The following is a 21,393-nucleotide window of genomic DNA, read 5'->3' as shown; positions in this document are numbered from 1 at the left end:
ATGTCATCGACTAAACAAGCCATCAGTTATACGCAATCGTATAACGACATTAAACCCAGACTACAATTCACTTGGTTAAACACGGTCTTTAAACGCACCATTGCCATTGTAGCTTTTTTCTTGCTGTGGGAGATTCTGCCGCGGAGTGGTGTGGTCAATCCAGCCTTTTTACCGCCGTTATCTGTGGTGTTGGAAACCACATGGCAGCTATATCAAAGCGGGCAATTAGGCATCCATTTCTTGGCCAGTATAAAGCGTTCCATTATTGGTTTCATTTTGGCCCTAGCGATCGCCATTCCTTTGGGTCTCATCATTGGTTGGTACAAGCTCGTGGCTGAAACCTTAAATCCATTGTTAGAACTGTTTCGTAATACCACAGCACTGGCGTTAATGCCGTTGTTCATCTTATTTTTAGGCATTGGTGAAACCTCAAAAATCAGTTTGTTGGTGTATGCATGCACATGGCCGATTTTATTGAACACCATTACAGGCGTACAAACAGTCGATCCTTTACTGATTAAATCGGCACGAACCATGGGCCTAAAACCCTATCAATTGTTCCGAAAAGTGATTCTACCTGCATCCGTACCCACGATTTTTGTCGGTATCCGTCTAGCAGGGGCGATTTCGATTTTGGCCTTAGTGGCAGTAGAAATGTTTGGTGCCAAAGCAGGTCTGGGGTATCTGATTATTTATTCGCAGTTCAGCTTTGAAATTCCACAAATGTTTGTGGGGATTTTAGTCATTACTCTTGTAGGCTTATCCTTTAACTACTTCTTGATTGGTCTAGAGAAATACTTCACAGCGTGGAAACGTAACCCCGTGGAATAATCTAGACGAAATAGAAAAATAAAAAAACCTCGGGATATACCGAGGTTTTTTTATTGCTGATTTTTTATATTTAAAATAATGCAATGAATAAAAAATAATGTGGATGAATATTTATTTATCATTTTTGTATGGATTATTATTTTAATGTGGAGAAAATAAAAATATGACTTATTTATAATAAGCCATATTTAATCAGGCGAGTACGAATCACGTTGCGTGTCACTCCAAGCAAACGAGCCGTATGCACTTGATTGTATTGACAGTGCTGATATGCACTTCGGATAAATTTTTCTTCAATCAGCTCATTAATATTGTCTTGCTTAAGTTGATTTGCGGCTTGAAAAATTTGTAAAAAGGTCTGCTCAAGTAACTGTCCAGCATCTTGAATATCCTTGATATTGGCTACAGCCGAGGTGGCATTTTGTAAGTTAAAAGGTTCTGCACGTGAAAATGACGATGCGCTTTGAATACTCGAAAAACTAATATCTTCCGGTTCAATCACACCTTTTTCACTGACTAAAATCGCATGTTGAATGGTATTTTCTAATTCGCGAATATTGCCCGGCCAGCTATGTAAATGGAGTTTCTTGAGCGCCAATGGGCTGAGGCGTAATGGTGTGTCATGTGGGTTGGTTTGATAGACCTGAATGAAGTGTTTGACCAAAGGCAAAATGTCGCCACGACGCTCTGCGAGACGTGGAATGCGCAGCAAAGCCACATGTAAGCGGTAGAATAAATCTTCCCTGAAACGCCCGTCTTGTACGGCATGCTCTAAATCGACATTGGTTGCGGCTATGATCCGAACATTAATCGGAATGGATTTGAGGGAGCCGACTCGAACGATCTCTCTTTCTTGTAAAACACGGAGTAATTTGACTTGCATCGGCAAGGACAGATCACCAATTTCATCTAAAAATAAGGTGCCATTATGGGCTGCTTCAAACCAACCGACACGGTTGTTAATAGCCCCTGTAAACGCTCCTTTTTCATGTCCAAATAGTTCGCTTTCGACCAAGGATTCGGTAAAGGCGCCACAGTTCACCGCGATAAAAGGACCTTTGGCACGATGGCTCAATTGATGAATTTGGCGTGCAACCAACTCTTTACCTGTGCCCGTATCACCAATGATGAGTGCATTGGCCTCACTTGGTGCAATTTGTTCAATTCGAGACAACAACGCTTGCGATAACGGGTCTGCAAAGACCGTCGCTGTTGCCCGTTTATGTTTCAGTGCAGAGGGCACTGCAGGGTGGGTCAAAATAGACATATCGTTTCTTATAGTTGTTGAAAATGCAGATCATGATGAAAGATTTAAAAATAAAAGATAAATAATAATTCGATATTTAAATATCAGTTTCATCGATAAATTCATGTATGGATTATTTATCTGATTTTAAGATAAATAAAATCGGGATAACTAAAGGATAAATCAAGATATAGCAAGTGATTGAACTGTTTTATAGTAAAGCTCTCTTAATAACAAAAGGCATAATTAAAATGGCGATTACTTCAGTAAATGTGCGAAACCAATTCAAAGGCGTGATTAATGAAATCGTAGAAGGTCCAGTGGTTTCAGAAGTTGATGTGGAAACCAAAGCAGGCTTTTTTACGTCCGTGATCACGACGCGTTCGGTGAAGGATTTAGACTTAAAAGTAGGTTCAGAGGTGGTGGTGTTAATTAAATCGACGGAAGTATCACTGGCTAAATTCTAAGGTTTAGTCCAGCAAAGTTTGTCAGCACAAATAGAGAATAATGATATGAGCGTAGAACAAGCTGGTTCGGTTTCTATTCAGCAGCTAACGAAACATTATCCCACACAAAAGCAAGAAGACCTAACCGTACTTGAGGACATTAACCTGAATATTCAGCCGGGTGAGTTCATTAGTATTGTGGGAAGTAGTGGCTGCGGAAAATCCACATTATTACGGTTGTTGGTTGGTCTAGAGCGTCAGTTTCAGGGCCAGATTTTGGTTGATGGTCAGCCTATACAGGGCACGAGTTTGGAACGTGGTATCGTGTTTCAAGATCATCGCCTGTTTCCATGGTTGACGGTAAGAGAAAATGTACGGATTGCATTGCATAAAAGTCAGTTTAGCCGTGCAGAAGAAGATGTATTGATTGATGAACATTTAGAGTTGGTCAAATTAACCCAATTTAAAGATGCTTATCCTTCGCAGTTGTCTGGTGGGATGAATCAACGTGTGGCGATTGCCCGTAGTTTGGTGAATCGACCACAGATTTTATTACTCGATGAACCCTTTGGCGCACTCGATGCATTGACGCGGCAAAATTTACAGGATGAATTACAGCGAATCTGGCAAAGTGAAAAAATCACCATGATTATTGTCACCCATGATGTCGAAGAAGCGGTATTTTTGGGCGATCGAGTGGTGGTCATGCAGCCGCATCCGGGACGAATTAAACGTATTGTAGATATTCATTTAGCCCATCCGCGTAAACGCGAAGATGTCCGTCTGACCAATATTAAAAATGACATTTTGACTGACTTTAGTGATCCAGTAAAAGATCAGTTGCTTGAACCTTTATCTCACCGATTTGCCGATTATAAATTTGCATGGTAAGTCTGAATTGACCATCACCTAAACTTTTCAAAGCCCTGAATTCAGGGCTTTTTTTAGGCTTATCAAATATAGGTCAGTATGATCATCGCTTAAGTTGGATCAATATCAGTCCATAAAAATGCCCCTGTTGAGGCATTTGTTTTTCAGTTTTATCAAACGTTGGTTTATGAGGCTTGGGAGGTATGTCTTTTTTCTAAAACATATTGGTTTTCAGGTCGTTTTAAACCTAAGTTTTCTCGTAAGGTCTTGCCTTCATAAGCCGTTCGGAATAGACCACGACGTTGCAGTTCAGGAACGATGAGATCGACAAAGTCATTTAACCCCGCAGGTGTTGTTGGCGGTAGGACATTAAAACCATCGGCAGCGTCATTCTCAAACCATTCCTGCAGTTGGTCTACGACTTGTTCAGGCGTGCCGATCAAGGTCCAATGTCCACGGGCTGAAGCGATATATTGATAGAGCTGACGAATACTAAAATTGTGCTTCCGGGCAATATCAATCATCATCTGCTGACGACTGGAGAAATTAATGTCTGCATCTTCTATTTTCGGGAAAGGGGCATCTAGATCAAATTTGGCCAGATTAATGCCACCTGCCAAAGCAGACAATAAACTTAAACCCACTTCTGGGTGAATTAAACTATTTAAAAAGTCATATTTTTCTTGGGCTTCTTGTGCTGTCTTGGCAACAAAAATCGAAACCCCCGGCATAATTTTCAGGTCATCTGCATGGCGGCCATATTTCACTAAGCGGTTTTTGACATCACGATAAAAGGCTTGCGCATCTGCTAAGTTCTGCTGTGCTGTAAAAATCACTTCGGCATATTTACCGGCTAGTTCACGACCATCTTCAGATTGCCCAGCTTGAACAATCACCGGATAGCCTTGCGGTGGGCGAGAGACGTTGAGAGCACCCAGTACCTGATAGTATTGGCCCTGATGATTGGGCTGATGTTGTTTTCGGGCATCAAAAAATTGCCCAGTTTCTTTGTTGTAATGGAAGGTATCATCCTCCCATGAGTCCCAAAGTTTTTGAGTCACCTCAATAAATTCATCGGCACGTTCGTAACGCTCTTTGGGTTCAGGGTGCTGCTGAATGTTAAAGTTTTTTGCGGCATCGGCAGAGGCTGTCGTTACTACATTCCACGCAGCACGACCTTTAGAAATATGATCTAAAGAAGCGAATTTTCGCGCCAAAATGTAGGGGTCTTCATAAGTCGTGGACGCTGTGGCAATAAAGCCAATATTTTGCGTCACAGCAGACAGGGCTGCAAACAATGTGACGGGTTCAAAGCCGACGCCTTTATCGCCCAAACCTTTCTCACCTTCGACAGCAGAACTCCAACGGACAGATAGACCATCGGCAAGAAAGTAGGCATCGAATAGACCACGTTCTGCGGTTTTTGCCAGTTCAATTGCATAATCAATATTGAGATGATCTTGTGGGCGAGATTCTGGGTGGCGCCAACCCGCGACATGCTGTGAGGTGGTTGGAATAAAAGCCCCAAGCTTTATTTGACGTTTAGACATAAAAAATTTCTCATCCCAATTATTCTTAAAAGATAAAAGGGATAAGAACAAAATCTATGCCAAACCGTAATTGTTTGAAAATATGCAATTTTTAATTTTAATTGGTTCTAGGTGTAGATAAATCAACAGGATATAAAACCAAATGTTGAAAAATAAACAGCAGTTTAACGGCAAACTTTATGCATGGATCTGTACAAGATTTTCCATATGTAAACTTAAAGCGTGTATTGGCATTGAACGCTATTAGCAAACTTTATAGCAATACTTTGATGGCTTTTTGTCTCCATACCAGTTGGTAATACAGCCCTTGTAAAATACATAAGCTGACAAAAGCCAAAGCATAGGCATACCAAATGCCTTTTAAGCCCCACCATTCACTGAATAGGTAGGCACACGGCATTTCAATGCAAATAATCGCCATAATATTAATAATCATCGGCACGGTCACCGTTCCGCTAGCCCGCATAATGGAAGCAAAAATAGCACTGGCACCAAAAAATAAAATCGACCAAAGCACAATGAACAGCAATTCTTGACCGAGAACCACAACTTGAGGGTCTGTAATAAATAGCGCCATTAAATATTTAGAGAACAAATAGCCCAATGCCACCAAGATGCCAGTAATAATGAAATTCATCCCGATGGCCGTACGTTTCACGCGATTAATTAGTTCAGATTGACCCGAACCGATGGCTTGCGCGGCAAAAATAGAAGCTGCAATCGCGATGGACAAGGCCGGGAATTGGATATAGTTCAAAACCTGATTGACCGCGCCATATGCAGCAGTGGCATCAGCACCATGGCGGTTAACTAAACCGACAATCACGAGACCAGCCACAGAGGTCGTGACCATCTGTATACCCGTAGGAATGCCTAGTTTTAAGATAATTTTGCTGAGATCATGTTGATGGCGAATATGACGAAGCAATTCGAAGTCAAGTTTGAGCGGATGATCTTTCTTTTTTAAGTAGAAATATAAAAATACCAAGGCAATTAAAAAGCCGATATGACTGGCAATGGCAGGGGCAATAATACCTAATGTTGGAAATCCAAATTTTCCTGCGATTAGCACCGGTGTAATGATCAGTCCTGAACCAATGGTCATTCCTGACGCTATGAGCGGTGTTGTACTGTCACCGACCCCACGCAAAATCGAGGTGTAAATAATATAAATAAAGAGCAGTGGACTACCGGCAAGCATCCATTGCACATAAGGCAAAGATAAATGCATCACGTCAGGGGCTGTGCCTAAGGCCAATAAAATGGGCTTGGCAAATATCACCCCTAAAAAGGCAATGATGCTGCCACCAATCAAGGTCATAAAAAGGGTGGAACCCACCACAGTACGAACTTTTTCAAGATTCTGCGCGCCCCAAGCTTGCCCCACCAACACGGTTGCACCTGCCGAGAGTCCAATCACAAAAGCCATTAAACAGAACAAGATCGGGAAAAATACCGCAACGGCTGCAATGGCATGCACCCCAAGCATCTGACCGACAAAAACGGTGTTAATGGTCCCAGATAAATTCTGCAAAATATTGGTGGCGATCAAAGGCACCAGAAAAACTAAAAACGTTTTCCATAAATTTTGCTGAGTAACGAGGGACTGTTGTTTTGACATGCTCAGGTCCTAGACGCGGCTTTTTATGATTTTAAGTTACTGATAACACTATCATGTTGGCATTCAAAAAAGCCTTAGTTTTTGAGTAACCAAGGCTTCATTATTTCTACATGTCTGTTTTAAAAAAACGTTTGGGCAGATACGGCTTTAAACCGCGGAGAGAATCTCTGCAGCTCGATCTAAGGTGGCATCTTGTTTGGCAAAACAGAAACGTAATAATCGTAAATTTTCCGGCGGTTTTTCATAGAATACCGAGACAGGAATCGCCACGATTTTATGTTGTTCTGCCAACAACTGACACATTTCCACATCGCTTAAATTTGGGCGTATGGCACTGTAATCAAGGTTTTGGAAATAGGTACCTGCCGATGGAATCAACTCAAATCTCGAGTGGCTTAAGCCCGCATTGAAACGGTCACGCTTGGCTTGGTAAAAATCGGCCAATTCAGCAATGTGCTCAGGATGTTCTGCCATAAAGTTAGCCAATGCCATTTGTACGGGCGTGACACCGCAGAAATTTGCAAATTGATAGATTTGGCGAAACACTTGCATCAAGGCTGGCGCTGCAATGCAATAACCGGTTTTCCAACCTGTGACGTGAAAGGTTTTACCAAATGAGCCCACGACAAAACTGCGTTCACGCAGCTCAGGAAATGACAAAGCAGATAGATGCTGACGACCATCAAAAATTAAATGCTCATAAACCTCATCCGACAGCACAATAATATTTTTATCTCGAATCAGTTCGATCAAGTTGAGCCAGTCCTCACGATCCCAAATAGCACCTGTTGGATTGTGCGGTGTATTGACAATAATCATCCGGGTTTTATGGTTAATTGCAGCGGCAACACGATTCCAATCCACAGTAAAATGTGGCGTCTCTAAGGTAATATGAATGGGTTGAGCCCCAACCAATTTTACACTGGGCGCATAACTGTCATAGCTCGGATCAAAAATAATCACTTCATCATCCGTATGAACCACGGCTTGAATGGCACTAAAAATACCAATGGTTGCACCCGGGGTAATGGTCACTTCGGTGTGAGGGTCAATATTTAATTGGTCTCGATGGGCAAACAGTTGGACCAATTGTTCACGCAAATGTATCAGTCCATCGCCGGGTGAATATTGGTTAAAACCTTGTTGCGTCGCATCACTTAGCGCATTTAACAGCGCTGGAGGTGCAGGAAAATCAGGAAAACCTTGAGATAAATTCAGTGCATTTAGACGCTGCGCCATTGCGCTCATGACGCTAAAAATAGTCACACCTTGTGCAGGCAGTTTGGATTCAATTGTGATCATGGAGCTTAAAAATTTTTAATAGGTTGCATTTTGAGTGTAGCAGCATCTCAGCGACTGCGAAAAGTTAGATCCGTAAAATTGATCCTGCATTGATGATCCTATTCACTTGAATACTAAAGTGTTGCAAAAGCCAAAAAGAAGAATTCAACAAATTATTTGCAAAATGGGGTAGACGAAAAAACAATCATTTCCTAAAATGCCGTCATTAAAAAATTAAATACATAATAACAATGCTTAAAAATATTCACGCCATGGTGGAAAACTTTGGCTTTAGCGTACAGAAACGTGCGCTACACATTCATTTCTCAAATGAACACCTAAATTCTGAAGTTTTTATTCAACGGATTGAAGGTCAACACCGTATCAATCAAGGCTTTCGTGCGGAAATTATTTGTCTCTCGACCAATGCTCATCTTGCTTTAAAGCAGTTTATAGGCGGCCGAGTGGCTGTCGATCAAGTGACAGATTTGGGACAACTCAGTCGCCTGACTGGTGTGATTACTGGGGCTAGCCAAGGTCAAAGTGATGGTGCACTGACCGTTTATAAACTGGTGATTGAGGATGCCACAGCACTCTGGCATAAGCGTCGTAACAGCCGTGTCTTTATGAATAAATCGGTAGGGGAGATGACCGAGATTATTTTTAGTGAATGGCAGAAAAAAAGTGCGCTGTTTGCTGCCAGTTTAAGCTTGAACTTAGAGGGACTGGCACGTACCTATGATGTGCGTCCATTCACCATGCAGGCGAATGAAAGTGATTATGCATTTTTGACCCGCCTTTGGCGCAGTGAAGGGATCAATTGGTTAATTGATGAAGCGGAGTTATTTGTCGCATTTTCGGCTGCACCGATGCAAGCACAGCAGCTGCGTTTAATTGATACGAATCAGGCTTATAGTGCTTTGGAACGGAAAAAGATTCGCTTTCATCGTAGTCATGCCACGGAACGTTTGGACACAATCACCAGTTTTGTGGCAGAACGCTTTTTACAATCGACCACGATTCAAACGCAGCGTTGGCAAGCTCAACATTTGGCACAAGACCAAAGTAATCCGCTCTTAAGCGCCCATGCACAGAGTGAGCAACAGCACAATGAAACCTTAAGTTTAGAGCAGGCTTGGACCGTAAGTTCGGCTTGGACAACTGACCTTAAAGGTGCAGATCAGGCGACCACTTCAAATACACAGCAATTGGATCAGTTGAATCGGCAACTCAATCAATATCAGGAATTACAAGCCAAATATTTTACCGCCAGCAGTAGCGTAAGGGATGCACAAGTTGGATATTGGTTTGAATTAGAAAATCATCCTGAAATTGATCAACATCAAACGACAGATCGTGAATTTCTCATATTGGGCAAAGCATTTTATAACCAGAATAATTTACCCAAAGATATTTTGGTTCAATTAGAGAAGTTACTTGCCGCGAGCCGTTGGCTATCTTTAGGGGATGAACGGCAGGCCAATGACCTATATGTGGTCCGTCGGCAAATTTCCGTGGTTCCTGAATATGATCCTTTATTACATCGGCCACCTGCGTTTCCACAGCGTGCCAAAGTGGTCGGTCCAGAAGGTGAAAGTATTTATGTCGATGCTTGGGGGCGTATCAAAGTTCGGTTTACGTTCACCCGCAGCGATGACCACAGTCATGATGGTGGAGCAGGGAGTAATGATAATGACAGTGACTCGGCATGGGTTGATGTACTGACCCCATGGGCGGGAGAAGGTTATGGCGCACGTTTCCATCCTCGTATTGGTGAGATTGTGGTCATCGACTTTTTTGAGGGAGATGTGGATCGTCCCTTTGTTGTAGGACGAATACATGAAGCTGAACGCTCTCAGACCATGTTTGACCTCAAAGGTCAACTTCCTAAAACCAAAAAACTCAGTGGTATCCGCTCGCAAGAAGTTGCGGGAGCAGGCTTTAACCAACTACGCTTTGATGATACGACGGGTCAGATCAGTACCCAATTACAGAGTAGTCATGCAGCGACACAGCTGAATTTAGGTAATCTTAGCCATCCTAAAGAACAAGACAGTAGCCATGGCCGTGGTGAGGGTTTTGAGCTGCGAACGGATGCTTGGGGGGCAATGCGTGCAGGTAAAGGTTTACTCATTAGTACCTATGCACAGGATAAAGCAGTTGCCGATCATCTTGCTGCTGCTGAAGCTCAGTCTCTTTTAAATCAAGGGCATCAGAGCATGAATATGCTGAGCGGTTTAGCCGTAAAGCAACAGACCGATGCATTGAATGTGATTAACCGTTTGCCGAAGTTAATAAACTCTTTAGAAATCAAAAGTACTACTGAAGGTGTCAAAGCGACTTTAAATTTGTTCAAGGAGGAGCTAAGTCGAGACCCATTGGTAGCGTTAAAGAACTGCAAAAGTTTTGTCAAAGAAATGGGCTCAATCGCACATGATGTCAAAAGTACTGTAAAAGAATTTAAAGCATTTTTTAATGATGCCGAAGATGCCTTTGATAACTTAAAGTCTGTCATAGATCATATTGAAGAAAATGGTAAAGATATGATTCAGGGGAGAGTCGCAAGTCTGAAAAGCAACCTAAAAGAAGATCCATTAAAAGCATTAAAAGATGTGGGTAAATTGATAGAGGACATCAAATTTAACCCCGATGATTTGTTGAATAATGGTGGTTTTGGTTTGCCACCAGCGATGACACCCATAAAAGCATTAGAAAAAGTACAAGGCTTTATGGAAGGCTATGCGCAAGGTTTAGAAAAATCCAATACAGCGGCAAAACAAGAACAAGGCAAATTATTCCGCCAAGCGTTGATGTTGCTTGCATCACCTAATGGTATTGCACTCACTACACCGGAAGATATTGTATTACAAGCCTCACAGGATATTGCAGAAAGTGCACAAGGTTCGATTAATTTCAGTGCTCAAAAGAATATTGTTGGTCATGCACAAGACAAAATCAGTTTGTTTGCGGCTCAAAAGGGCCTGAGTGCTTATGCCGCAAAAGGGAAAGTTGAATTACAAGCCCAAGATGATGCTATTGAAGCAATTGCACGAAAGGTGATTAAGCTCATTTCAACGGAAGATAAAATTGAAATTACCAGTCCTAAAGAAATCGTACTGACCGCAGGGGGCTCGCAACTGAAAATTAATGGCAGTGGAATATTTACAACAACAGGCGGCAAGTTTGAGAGTAAGGCGGGGCAGCATAGTTTTGTGGGGGGAGCGACTGTAAATGCACAATTGCCTAAGCTGCCTGAAAGTGGGCTGTATAGTATGAGATTTGACTTAAGTCAAATATTTGATACTAATATATTAAAAAATATGAAATATAAACTTATTAACCATTCTAAAAAAATTGAAGCTGAGTACCAGTTTGAGCAACAAAGTAGTGCACGTATTTATAGTGATGCTATTGAAAATGTAGAACTGGCATTAGTACCAGGTGCTTATATAACTCTATATCAAAAAAATGCAGCAATGGATGCAGAGTCTTTAGATGAAGAAATTCAAGGTTGCGGATGTGATGACGAAATGCATCTTTGTGATGAAATTAATTTAGAAATATAGAAGGTATTATCTTGAATAAATATATTTTAATTGGATTGTTTTTGATAAATTTCTTTTCTATCAACAATATAATATACGCCAAAGGGCCTGATTTTGAAATAGTTTCAAAATGCACAGACGAATATGAATCAAGTTGCAATATTTACAGAGTAGTTGATGGGGACAATAAATTATTGCTAGAAGATGTTAAGTCTCCAATTATCACAAAGATTAATAGTGATATATTTAGGGTTAGAGTTTCGTGTGGATCTCCATGCCAAGTAAACTTTTTTTATGGAGAAACTAGTGAAGATTCTACTAATGAATTTATTGCTTTTAATGAAAATAATCATTGTTTGATAGAAAGTGATAGTGTTAAGAAGAAAATATATGCAAGGATAATTTTCACTGGTAGGAAAAAAATTATTGCTGATTTAAATGATAAGGAATACTTGGGGTTAAATCAAAGATTTGATTATTATAATTATTTTAAAAAGAAAAGTAAATTTTTAGAAAATGGTAATTTAATATTGTTGGCAGATGATTATTCAAGTTTATTAATTAAAAAAACAATAATAAAACCATGCGGAGAAAATAATGAAGTATTCAGATGAATTTATAGCATTTGTTGCAACAATCTCTGGAGAAGCAGGTGTTTGTAGCATTACTTCAAAAAAAGCAGTTGCACATTGTATTATGAATCGATTAGGGTTTGGTGAGTGGGTAGGTCATCCAAGCATTATACAATATTTATATGATGATTTTGATGCTTTAACTGAACAAACGGCTGCTGTAAAAAAGGTTAAAGCTGAAATGAATTCTAATAAGGTTTCAAAGGATACTCAAGATATTATAGATGCTGTGTACCCTATTTACATGAGGGAAGAAGAAGATTTCACAAATGGAGTGGTATTATATTATAGCCCAAAAGCTCAAAAATTTTTGAATAATAAGGACCCAAAAAATTATAAATATCCACCAAATTTTGTCAACGAATTAACAGAAGAAGTGAAAATAAATGGTACTGAAAATGATGATATGTGCTGGATAAGGTATAAAGGAACTTCACGATTTTTTATTAAATTCATCGATCAATCTGCTAAAAAATTAATGGGATCAAGAGTCAATGTAAGTTATAAGAAGACAAAATATATTCCAACAATGAGTAATTTGTTAATAGATGAAGAGGGCTTTATTAGATCTATTTTAGTAAAGGGTGGATGGGGAGCAAGATTTTCTGTTGATGGTTCATCTGTGAAAGATGAAAATAATAAAGAATTAATGTTGATTGCTGATGGAAAAAACCATCATGTCATAATTGTAGTAGATAATGGAATGGGTGGTATAAAAACACGAACAGATAAACATAACCAGGAGCTACCACAAAATAATAAAGACGGAAGAGGAAATACTGAAAATAGTAATAATCAAGAAAATAATTCTAATAAATTGGATGTAAAATTTGATCTTAGAGTTTTAGATAGTGATGGAAAACCGATTTCAAGAATTTCTTATTTTTTAAAATATAAGGGAAAAGAGAAAAAACACTCAACTGAAAATGATGGTGTTGAAAAAGGTATTCAGGCAGAAAGTGGAGAAAAAATCGCAGTTTTAGTTAGTGGAAGAGATTCCAAACAAGAAGTTGGAATTTTCACTGTATTAAATGATAAAAAAATATATGATATACAAATTAAGTTACATAAATTTGAAATAATTTTTAGGCATAAAAAAAGTGGAAAATCTATAAAAAATTTAAATTTAGTACAATGGTACAGAGGTAAAGAATACCCTAAAAAAACTAATGATGAAGGTAAGATAATTGTAAATGCTATGCCAGGTTTTGATTTAAATTATAAATTAAGAAATGGTCAAAATTTATTAACAATAAAAGTCGATAAAAATAAAACTATTAGATTCATAGATGTTGACTCTCAGGTGTTGGAACAAGCAAGTAAAGATTTAGATTTGATAAATGCTGAAAAAAAATCATCAAAAACCAAAAATACTAGCCAAGAGCAACAAACTCGAGATGAAACTCCCAAAAGAGATCAAACACAAGCAACAAGTCAAGATGGACACCCAAAAACTACAGTTAATGACAATAATGAAGAAGCAGAGTTCAGTGTTCTTACATATGATAAAAAAACTGATCAGCTATTTAGTGGTGGTAATTATTTAATAGAATATAGAGGTAACAAAAGAAATCATTCAAGTGGTACTCATGGATTAGGAAAAAAAATACATAAAGCTAATGTTGGTCAGAATATAAAAGTTATCACACTTGAATCTGAAAAGGAGATAGTCCATTTTAATGATGTAATCAGAAATGGAATGAAAGATATAGATTTAAAAATAGATAAACCTTCAATACCATTGGCAGTACAAGGAGTTAATGTTGGATTTAATGGTGTAGCTGAACAGTGGAGGAAAGATATTGTTAGTCAAAAAACAAAAAATGTACTAGCGTATCTTGCGAAGGAAGCGGGAATGAAAGAAATTCTGATCACAAGTACTATAAGAACTCCAGAATCACAAGCAAGAGCAATGTACAACACAACTATTAGTTACAGTGCACCTGGTGAGGCAGTAAAAAGAGTACGTGATGATTGTAAGAAAAAAGGCTTATCTAAAGATGCTACCATAAAAAAAATGGTTGAAAAAATTATTGAGTTTCAAGGTAAAGGACTAAGAGTTTCGCTGCATTGTGTATCTCAAACTCAGTATGAAAAGATGAATGTAGTAGACATTGGATTAAATAGTAATGGATTTGGTTCGAATACAAACTTAAGTAATTTAGGGCAAAAATTTAAAAATGTCTGTATTAAAGCTAAGTCTGAAGGAAAAATTTCTGGATTTATTCCGGGTGATGCAAAAGGTGAGGGCGCTATGCATATTGAGATTATGCAATGAATTTTTATCATATAATAATAGCTTGTAGTTTGTTAGTAGGATGTAATTCATCGGATCGCGAACAAAATATTGATTTAAATGCAGTTAGTAATAAAAATGAGAAAATATATGAAAGAGTTGATTTTTATTATGCGTTTAAACAATGCAATGTCAAACGGAATTGCAGAATTCTTAAGCCTAGTGTGCTAGATGAAAGTTATTTTCTAAATGCTTACAAACCAAATAACGATGAGTTTTTTATCAAAAAAAATGGTGAAAATTACGAAATTTTTTACAAAATTTTTATGATAGAAAATATTGAGATGGGATGGGCCAAGTTAACTCGGTTAAACAATAATGAAAATCTGATTTTTAATGTCGATAAAATATTTCAATCCTATGGAAAGATGAACCCAATAGGAGGAGGTGATTCTTTTAAAGATGTTGAATCATCTAAATCAAAAGAAAGTATTTATTACCTTAATGAATATTATGATGAATATTCATTTAAGCAACCGCAAAAAATTATTTTGGAAAAACAAAAAGACAATACTTACTTATTGGATTGTAATTCTTATATGAGTGATTTAGATCCAAAAAACAATTTTTCCGGAATTTTTTATAGAGTGTGTTCTGAGGGAGAGAAAATTTATTTTAAAATAATTTGATTTTCTAAGAATAAAAAGCCGACTCTCGTCGGCTTTATTTATTTAACCTTCTAAAACTTCTTCTAATAACTCTTCACTCGGTGCAAAGTAATACGCTCCGTCCATTGGCGTAACAAAGTGAAGTAAGCGGTCATGAATGCCGTCACCACTGGTGCCAAACATACGTACTAGCATGCTGTCGATAATGCTTAAATCATTGGTATATGCCACAAAGAACAAGCCTTGATCGCCACGGCCATCACCATAAGGGAGTGAATGACGCAAAATCGCCATTTCTTCACCTTCACCATCTTCTACAACTGTACGTGATACATGTGAGTTTTCAGGCTGTTCATCTTCATCTAACTCAATAGACTCAAGTTTAGTACGGCCAATTACATGCTCTTGCGCATCGACTTTCAGCTTTTTCCATTTATCCAAATTATGCGCATAACGCTGTGCAAAAATAAAAGAGCCATTGGCAAATACGCCAGCTTCTTCAGCTAGTAATGCTGTTTCAGCACGATCATCTGGAAATTGCGGATTTTCAGTTCCGTCAATAAAGCCGGTTAAATCACGGCCATCAAAATTGCGGAAGCACACACGTTCATCCAGTACGTCAACTTTATCTTGAATACCATCAAAGAATGCTTGGCTCAGCGCAAAGCAAATATCTGTACGCTGTGCTGCAATATGGATAAATACATCTGCTGGGGCTACAGGCATGTTAAATGAACCTTGAATTGGATCAAGTTGTTTAAAGCCTGCCGGGGATTGACTGTAAAGTTGTGCCCAAAGTTCTGGTCCAAAAGCCACAGCCGTTTTAATCTGTGCATTTGGATGTTGGGTAATCAGACGATCACGAGTATTAAGTAAGTCTTCAAGTTGTTCTTTTAATTCGCTAATCGTTAAATCTTTTAAACGTAAAACAATAAAACGAGCATGATCTGAGGGTAATGGCAAAATTACAGATTGAGCAGACATTCATGGCTCCTAAAAATTATAATTTCTGAGTGGCTGTGTGTATTGTGCCTTAAGCAGCGCTGAGAGTGTAGCCTTCATTTGGCCTTTTAGCGTGCATTATTGTCATGAAAATAGAGTAAATGTCATATAATACAGACCCATTTCAAACTTGAGCTAATGATGTCCTATCAAATCTGGATTGCATATATGTTGGCATGTTGGGTGATTAGTGTTTCCCCAGGTGCAGGTGCAATTGCGTCTATGTCGAGTGGTTTGAATTATGGGTTTAAGCATGGGTATTGGAATGCAATCGGCCTGCAATTGGCACTTTTGGTTCAGATTGCCATTGTTGCAGCTGGGGCAGGAGTCTTATTTGCGACGACACCATGGGCATTTCTGATCGTGAAATGGTTTGGTGTGGGCTATTTATTGTATTTGGCTTATTTACAGTGGACAGCGCCAACACAGTCAATTGAAATCCAACAAAATTTACCAAATAAATCACGTTTAAAATTAGTTGTACATGGCTTTTTGGTCAATATGAGCAACCCTAAAGCGATTGTATTTTTGTTGGCGGTTTTGCCGCAGTTTTTAGATTTATCCAAACCCCAATGGATTCAATATGTCATTATGGCGGCAACGATGATTAGCATCGATCTGATTGTCATGGCGGGGTATACTGGTCTCGCTGCAAAAGTGCTGCGGTTATTAAAATCACCTAAACAACAAAAATATTTGAATCGTACCTTTGCAGTTCTATTTGCTTGTGCGGCGAGTTTATTGAGTTTGGTGCATCAATAAATCCAGTGAGATGATTCTGAGCATCGTATTTGACGTGCAAAAAAAAGCCATGCAGTTGCATGGCTTTTTCATTTTGATATGTCGCGAATTGAACAATGAACTGTGCTACTCAAGCGACTTTCTTAAATTTTTGCATAATAAAAATCAGGGCAAAGAGCAGCGCCATGGTTAATACAATAGTCAGTCCTGTAGAGGTGTTTAAACCAGCACTTGACCATAACCCCACGGTCACACCGACTTGGGCAATGATGAAAGACCACAGCACCATTTGTTTCGGGGAATTTGCCAATAAACGAGCGGTTAATGCAGGAATCACTAACAATGCACCCATCAGCAATGAGCCGACAGCACGTAAAGCTAATACGGTAAATAATGCCAGTAATAACATAAAAATCAGGCGTTGCAATTTGGCACTGACACCTTCACTGACCGCAATATCGGGGTCAATGGCAATCTGAATCTGAGATTGCCAACTTTTATACAGCACGGTCAGTGCTACAATGATCACTGCTGCAAAGATATGCAAATCTGACCAAGAAATGGTGAGCAAATCACCAAATAAATAGCTGAGTAATTCAGGTCTTAAACTTGGCAAATGTTGAATGAAGAGTAAGCCTGAGCACAGGAGTGTTGCAGAACATAGTGCGAGCAAGGCGTCATTGGGTAAGCGAGGGTCGTGTAACACCCATAAGATTGCAACCAATAAGAGCGCAATCAATGTAACGCCTGTCCAAAGTGGTAAACTCATTGCACCGGCAATGGCGACACCGAGTAAAGTGCCATGTGCCATGGTATCCGCAAAAAAAGACATGCGACGCCATAGCATCAAACAGCCGAGGGGTGCAGTCAGGAACACCAGCAAAGTGCCCATGATCCATGCTGGCAAAAGGAGTTGTAGCCATTCCATCATGGATTATGCTTCCGGTTCAGGGTGAATATGGGGACGAGAGTCATGCTGGCAAGGCGTTGCACTATCGCCATGCGCACAGTGATCGTGATGGTGTTGATAGAACACACGATTTGTTCCAAAGATCGCTTGATATTCAGGATGTTGCTGCACATTTTCAGGCAAGCCACTGCAACAAATATGTTTGTTCAGGCAAACCACACGGTGCGTGCCTTGCATGACCCACTGTAAGTCATGAGAAACCATCAAAACTGCACAGCCATATTTTTCAGGCAAGCTACGCACGTAGTCATACAGTTCCGCTTCAGACTGGATATCCAGACCTTGCATGGGTTCATCTAGAACCAATACATTCGGTTGACGCAATAAAGCTCGTGCAATCAGAACGCGTTGACGTTCGCCGCCCGATAATTGCTGAACTTTAGATTGTTGTAACTTGGCAATGCCTGTATCACGAATAATTTCTTGCTTAATGCTGGCATCACATTTTTCTAGGGCCAATAAATCACACACACGTAGCGGTAAGCTGTGTGATGGATTAAATTTTTGTGGCACATATGAAAATTTTAATTTTTGTGTGCTGATCACTTTACCAGATACAGGTTTTACAATACCCAACAACACTTTGATGAGCGTGGATTTGCCTGCACCATTGGGACCAATCAATGTGACAATTTCTTTTTCGTGTAAGGCGAAATCTACATTTTTTAAAATGTCACGTTCATCGATTCGGACATGAACATGCTCTAAAGCCACAATGGGCTTCATATTTAGTGTTTGCTGCGGCACTGCTGACAGATCCCTGAAATTTCAATAATACTGTGATGTGCAGTAAAGCCATCGGATGCAGACAATTCATCGAGTTGCGCCATCAAGCCTTGAGCAGATGCTTCTTTGACTATTTTACAGTCTGTGCAAATCAGAAATGCTGCTTGATGTCCTTCGCGCGGATGGCAACACGGGATGTACGCATTAATCGACGTTAGACGGTGAATCAAACCTTTTTCAAGCAGAAAATCCAGCGTACGGTACACTGTCGGTGGCGCTGCAGGTCGGTCAGACTCACTTTTGATTTTAGCCAAAAGGTCATAAGCGCCCATTGGTCCTGTTGCATTTAAGATCAGTTCTAATACTTCTTTACGCAAGGGCGTAAGTCGAGCACCCGTCGCACTACAGAGACTCTCAGCTTCAGCAAGGCGCTGTTCGACATTATGATGATCGTGTACACCATGCAAAGCATTATGATGTTCGTGTGAACATGCGCTCATAGCCAACCTCGAGTACGAAACTGTATAAAGAAAAAGACTTTAAATCTTAACATGAAGCGTAAGGACTTACGAACAGACGTAGGTTTTTTTACGATTTTGTTATATTATAACACTATTCATTTTATGGTGCTCTCTCCCCATGTCCCGTGTAATTCTTTTTTGTAGTTTGGCTTTATTTAGTGTGATGAGCTGGGCGCAAGGCCTCGTTGTTTCTACACAACCGATTTATCTAATCGCGAAGGATGTACTCAAGGGTGTAGAGCAGCCAAAACTATTGCTTGACCATCAATCTGGACATGATGTGAGTTTGACGCCTGCACACCGTAAAACCGTGCAAGATGCCAATCTCGTTTTATGGTTAGGCCATGCACACGAAGCACCTTTAGCAAAAATGTTAGGTGAAAGTGGCAAAAGTATCGCTATTTTAGACTCAGGCATTATCAGTGCTTTGCCTTTGCGGGATGTTCGTGGCAATGCATTAAAAGGCACAATCGATACACATGTCTGGCTTGAACCAAACAATGCGGTTCGAATCGGCTTTTTTATTGCTGCTTTACGTTCACAACAGTTTCCAGAACATCGTGAAAAATATTGGGCTAATGCGCGTGCATTTGCGCAGAAACTCTTGATCACAGCCCAAAAAACAGATGTGTCGAGCCGTGCTCAGCCTTACTGGTCTTACCACGATGCCTATCAATATCTTGAGCGCTCACTGAATTTGAAATTTACCGGTGCGTTGACCGATGATCCACATGTCGCACCGACATTGGCACAAATCAAATACCTGAAAGACCATCGCGCGCAGCCAAAAATATGCTTACTTGCAGAAGCACATGCCAGCCAAAATCAGTATCAAAAGCTCGGTGGCATCGTCTTTCAGCCGGTGGACGAAACGATGAGTGGGGCAGGGGATTTTGTAACAGCATGGAAGATGTTGGCTGATGAAACCCTGAAATGCACACTAAATGCACGAAAGTAAAGTAAAAAATAAACAACTATTGATTAGTTTGAAAGCAGTTTGCCAATTTAAAAAAACACGACTAAGGTCGGGAAAAGATTGCAAGTTAAGGGGTGTAACTCTATAATGCCTGCGATTAAAAATAATCATCAGTTAAACTTGTCAAGCAGAATTGCTGTGAGTGAACAAAAATGAGTCGAACTAGTCGCATGATTGATCGACGATTAGCGAAAGCTTTAGTCATCTTACAAGCAGTAATGATTCCTGTTTCAGCCCTGATTGGTTGGGTCCTTAAAGACACAATCACAGCATATAGTGCAGCTTTGGGTGCGTTGGTATGTTGGCTAGCAAGTAGCTACTTTTCATGGCAGTCGTTTCGTGCGGCTGGTGCCCGTGCCTCTAAACAGGTGCTGTCAAACATGTATCGTGGCTTAATGGGCAAGTTTGCAATCGTGATTGTTGGATTCATTTTGATTTTGATCAATGTCAAGCCGTTGTCAGCGGTGGCATTGTTTTGTGGTTTTATGCTCGTACAAAGTATGTCGTGGGTCGCTCCTTTTTGGGCAACACGCTTAAAAAAACGAGTATAAACACAACAAAAAATTGAAAAGTTTTTTGGAGAGTAACGAGATATCAGGCAGCACGCGATATTCGTTTTCTCTATTAGTTTTGACATTGACCAGGTGTGATTTATGGCTGCTGAAGAACATGCCCTTACTTCGACCGAGTACATTCAGCATCACTTGACTAACTTGACCTATGGCAAAATGCCAGATGGTACTTGGAAGTTAGCTGAGACTGCTAAAGAAGCTCAAGAGATGGGGTTCACTGCTATTCACTTGGATTCAATGGGTTGGTCTATTGGCCTTGGTATTGTTTTCTGTTTGTTGTTCTGGGTTGTAGCGAAAGCTGCAAACTCTGGTGTTCCGACCAAGTTCCAGTCTGCAATCGAAATGATTATCGAGTTCGTTGACTCAAGTGTCCGTGACACTTTCCATGGCAAATCGCGCTTAATTGCGCCGTTAGCGTTGACCATCTTCGTGTGGATTTTCCTCATGAACTTGATGGACTTGATCCCTGTTGACTGGATTCCTTATACAGCTCAATTGATCGGTGCTAACGTGTTTGGTATGGATCCTCACCACGTTTACTTCAAAATCGTTCCATCTACTGATCCTAACATTACCTTGGGTATGGCATTATCAGTATTTGCGTTAACTATTTTCTATAGTATCCGTGAGAAAGGTCTTGTCGGATTCGGTGCAGAATTTGCACTTAACCCATTTAACCCAAGTAACCCAGTTTTAAAAGCATTACTTATTCCAGTAAACATTATTCTTGAATTAGTAACTTTTATTGCACGTCCAATCTCATTGGCTCTTCGACTGTTCGGTAACATGTATGCGGGTGAGTTGATCTTCATCTTGATCGCATTACTACCGTTCTGGATCCAGTGGGCGTTGTCTGTGCCTTGGGCGATCTTCCATATTCTTGTTATTACGTTACAAGCATTCATTTTCATGATGTTGACTATCGTATATATGAGTATGGCTAGCGAAAAGCATTAATG

The 21,393-nt window shown here is 39.9% G+C and carries 19 protein-coding genes; 11 read left to right on the top strand and 8 right to left on the bottom strand.

Annotated elements, in window-relative coordinates; translation table 11 throughout:
• A complete protein-coding gene (locus MST16_RS16115; RefSeq protein ID WP_078194039.1) occupies positions 1-831 on the top strand; it encodes an ABC transporter permease in 831 nt (276 codons plus the stop codon).
• A 172-nt stretch (positions 832-1,003) separates the two neighbouring features.
• Here MST16_RS16115 and MST16_RS16110 read toward each other — a convergent pair whose 3' ends face one another.
• The gene (locus MST16_RS16110) at positions 1,004-2,098 is read right to left on the bottom strand and encodes a sigma-54-dependent Fis family transcriptional regulator (protein WP_180010783.1); all 1,095 of its coding nucleotides are present in this window, start codon (positions 2,096-2,098) and stop codon (positions 1,004-1,006) included.
• Positions 2,099-2,328: 230 nt separating this feature from the next.
• Here MST16_RS16110 and MST16_RS16105 point away from each other — a divergent pair, with 230 nt between their 5' ends.
• A complete protein-coding gene (locus MST16_RS16105) occupies positions 2,329-2,544 on the top strand; it encodes a molybdopterin-binding protein (RefSeq protein ID WP_180010781.1) in 216 nt (71 codons plus the stop codon).
• A 45-nt stretch (positions 2,545-2,589) separates the two neighbouring features.
• Positions 2,590-3,414, top strand: coding sequence for an ABC transporter ATP-binding protein (locus tag MST16_RS16100; RefSeq protein ID WP_078191493.1), 825 nt, complete (start codon positions 2,590-2,592; stop codon positions 3,412-3,414).
• 164 nt (positions 3,415-3,578) lie between these two features.
• Here the strand turns inward: MST16_RS16100 and MST16_RS16095 are convergent, their stop codons facing one another.
• From MST16_RS16095 to MST16_RS16085, 3 genes are all read right to left on the bottom strand, one after another.
• Positions 3,579-4,943: an LLM class flavin-dependent oxidoreductase gene (locus tag MST16_RS16095; RefSeq protein ID WP_180010779.1), complete on the bottom strand. Its 1,365-nt coding sequence runs from the start codon at positions 4,941-4,943 to the stop codon at positions 3,579-3,581.
• Between the two features lie 253 nt (positions 4,944-5,196).
• On the bottom strand, positions 5,197-6,564 hold the full coding sequence (locus MST16_RS16090; protein WP_180010777.1) for an MATE family efflux transporter: 1,368 nt from the start codon (positions 6,562-6,564) through the stop codon (positions 5,197-5,199).
• A 147-nt stretch (positions 6,565-6,711) separates the two neighbouring features.
• Entirely contained in the window at positions 6,712-7,866 is a 1,155-nt protein-coding gene (locus MST16_RS16085; protein WP_180010775.1) for a methionine aminotransferase, read from the bottom strand.
• 230 nt (positions 7,867-8,096) lie between these two features.
• Here MST16_RS16085 and MST16_RS16080 point away from each other — a divergent pair, with 230 nt between their 5' ends.
• Genes MST16_RS16080 through MST16_RS16065 form a run of 4 tightly spaced genes read left to right on the top strand, consistent with a single transcriptional unit; the run spans position 8,097 to position 14,947 of the window.
• Positions 8,097-11,411 carry a type VI secretion system Vgr family protein gene (locus MST16_RS16080; protein WP_180010773.1) on the top strand — a complete coding sequence of 1,105 codons (3,315 nt, stop codon included), beginning with the start codon at positions 8,097-8,099 and terminating at the stop codon, positions 11,409-11,411.
• 11 nt (positions 11,412-11,422) lie between these two features.
• Complete coding sequence (locus MST16_RS16075) at positions 11,423-12,004, top strand: hypothetical protein (protein ID WP_180003511.1); 582 nt, start codon at positions 11,423-11,425, stop codon at positions 12,002-12,004.
• On the top strand, positions 11,988-14,300 hold the full coding sequence (locus MST16_RS16070) for a hypothetical protein (RefSeq protein WP_180010771.1): 2,313 nt from the start codon (positions 11,988-11,990) through the stop codon (positions 14,298-14,300). Before MST16_RS16075 ends, MST16_RS16070 begins: the two co-directional genes overlap by 17 nt.
• Entirely contained in the window at positions 14,297-14,947 is a 651-nt protein-coding gene (locus tag MST16_RS16065; RefSeq protein WP_180005344.1) for a hypothetical protein, read from the top strand. The genes MST16_RS16070 and MST16_RS16065 overlap by 4 nt, the downstream gene beginning before the upstream one ends.
• Positions 14,948-14,989: 42 nt before the next feature.
• Here the strand turns inward: MST16_RS16065 and MST16_RS16060 are convergent, their stop codons facing one another.
• Positions 14,990-15,910 carry a Dyp-type peroxidase gene (locus tag MST16_RS16060; RefSeq protein WP_180010769.1) on the bottom strand — a complete coding sequence of 307 codons (921 nt, stop codon included), beginning with the start codon at positions 15,908-15,910 and terminating at the stop codon, positions 14,990-14,992.
• A 159-nt stretch (positions 15,911-16,069) separates the two neighbouring features.
• Here MST16_RS16060 and MST16_RS16055 point away from each other — a divergent pair, with 159 nt between their 5' ends.
• Positions 16,070-16,690, top strand: a complete 621-nt coding sequence (locus tag MST16_RS16055; protein WP_180010767.1) for a LysE family transporter — start codon at positions 16,070-16,072, stop codon at positions 16,688-16,690.
• A gap of 109 nt (positions 16,691-16,799) precedes the next feature.
• On the opposite strand, the gene znuB is transcribed toward MST16_RS16055, so the two are convergent.
• From znuB to MST16_RS16040, 3 genes are read right to left on the bottom strand one after another with little or no spacing between them, the layout of a single operon-like run.
• Positions 16,800-17,600, bottom strand: a complete 801-nt coding sequence (znuB, locus tag MST16_RS16050) for a zinc ABC transporter permease subunit ZnuB (protein ID WP_180010765.1) — start codon at positions 17,598-17,600, stop codon at positions 16,800-16,802.
• A 3-nt stretch (positions 17,601-17,603) separates the two neighbouring features.
• Positions 17,604-18,365 (bottom strand): zinc ABC transporter ATP-binding protein ZnuC, encoded by a 762-nt coding sequence (znuC, locus tag MST16_RS16045; RefSeq protein WP_373683079.1) that lies wholly within the window; start codon positions 18,363-18,365, stop codon positions 17,604-17,606.
• 2 nt (positions 18,366-18,367) lie between these two features.
• Positions 18,368-18,865: a transcriptional repressor gene (locus tag MST16_RS16040; RefSeq protein ID WP_078191481.1), complete on the bottom strand. Its 498-nt coding sequence runs from the start codon at positions 18,863-18,865 to the stop codon at positions 18,368-18,370.
• A 139-nt stretch (positions 18,866-19,004) separates the two neighbouring features.
• Between MST16_RS16040 and MST16_RS16035 the strand changes: the two genes are divergently transcribed.
• The 3 genes from MST16_RS16035 to atpB all read left to right on the top strand — a co-directional run bounded on the left by MST16_RS16035 (position 19,005) and on the right by atpB (position 21,391).
• Positions 19,005-19,844: a metal ABC transporter solute-binding protein, Zn/Mn family gene (locus tag MST16_RS16035; RefSeq protein WP_180010763.1), complete on the top strand. Its 840-nt coding sequence runs from the start codon at positions 19,005-19,007 to the stop codon at positions 19,842-19,844.
• Between the two features lie 170 nt (positions 19,845-20,014).
• Positions 20,015-20,413, top strand: a complete 399-nt coding sequence (locus MST16_RS16030) for an ATP synthase subunit I (RefSeq protein WP_078194025.1) — start codon at positions 20,015-20,017, stop codon at positions 20,411-20,413.
• A 102-nt stretch (positions 20,414-20,515) separates the two neighbouring features.
• Positions 20,516-21,391: a F0F1 ATP synthase subunit A gene (gene atpB / locus MST16_RS16025; RefSeq protein WP_078191478.1), complete on the top strand. Its 876-nt coding sequence runs from the start codon at positions 20,516-20,518 to the stop codon at positions 21,389-21,391.
• Positions 21,392-21,393 lie beyond the last annotated feature (2 nt).

The organism is Acinetobacter sp. YH16040_T, assembly GCF_024605785.1.
In the GTDB taxonomy this organism is placed as follows: Bacteria; Pseudomonadota; Gammaproteobacteria; order Pseudomonadales; family Moraxellaceae; genus Acinetobacter; species Acinetobacter amyesii.
This window is presented reverse-complemented; position numbering and strand designations above follow the sequence as displayed.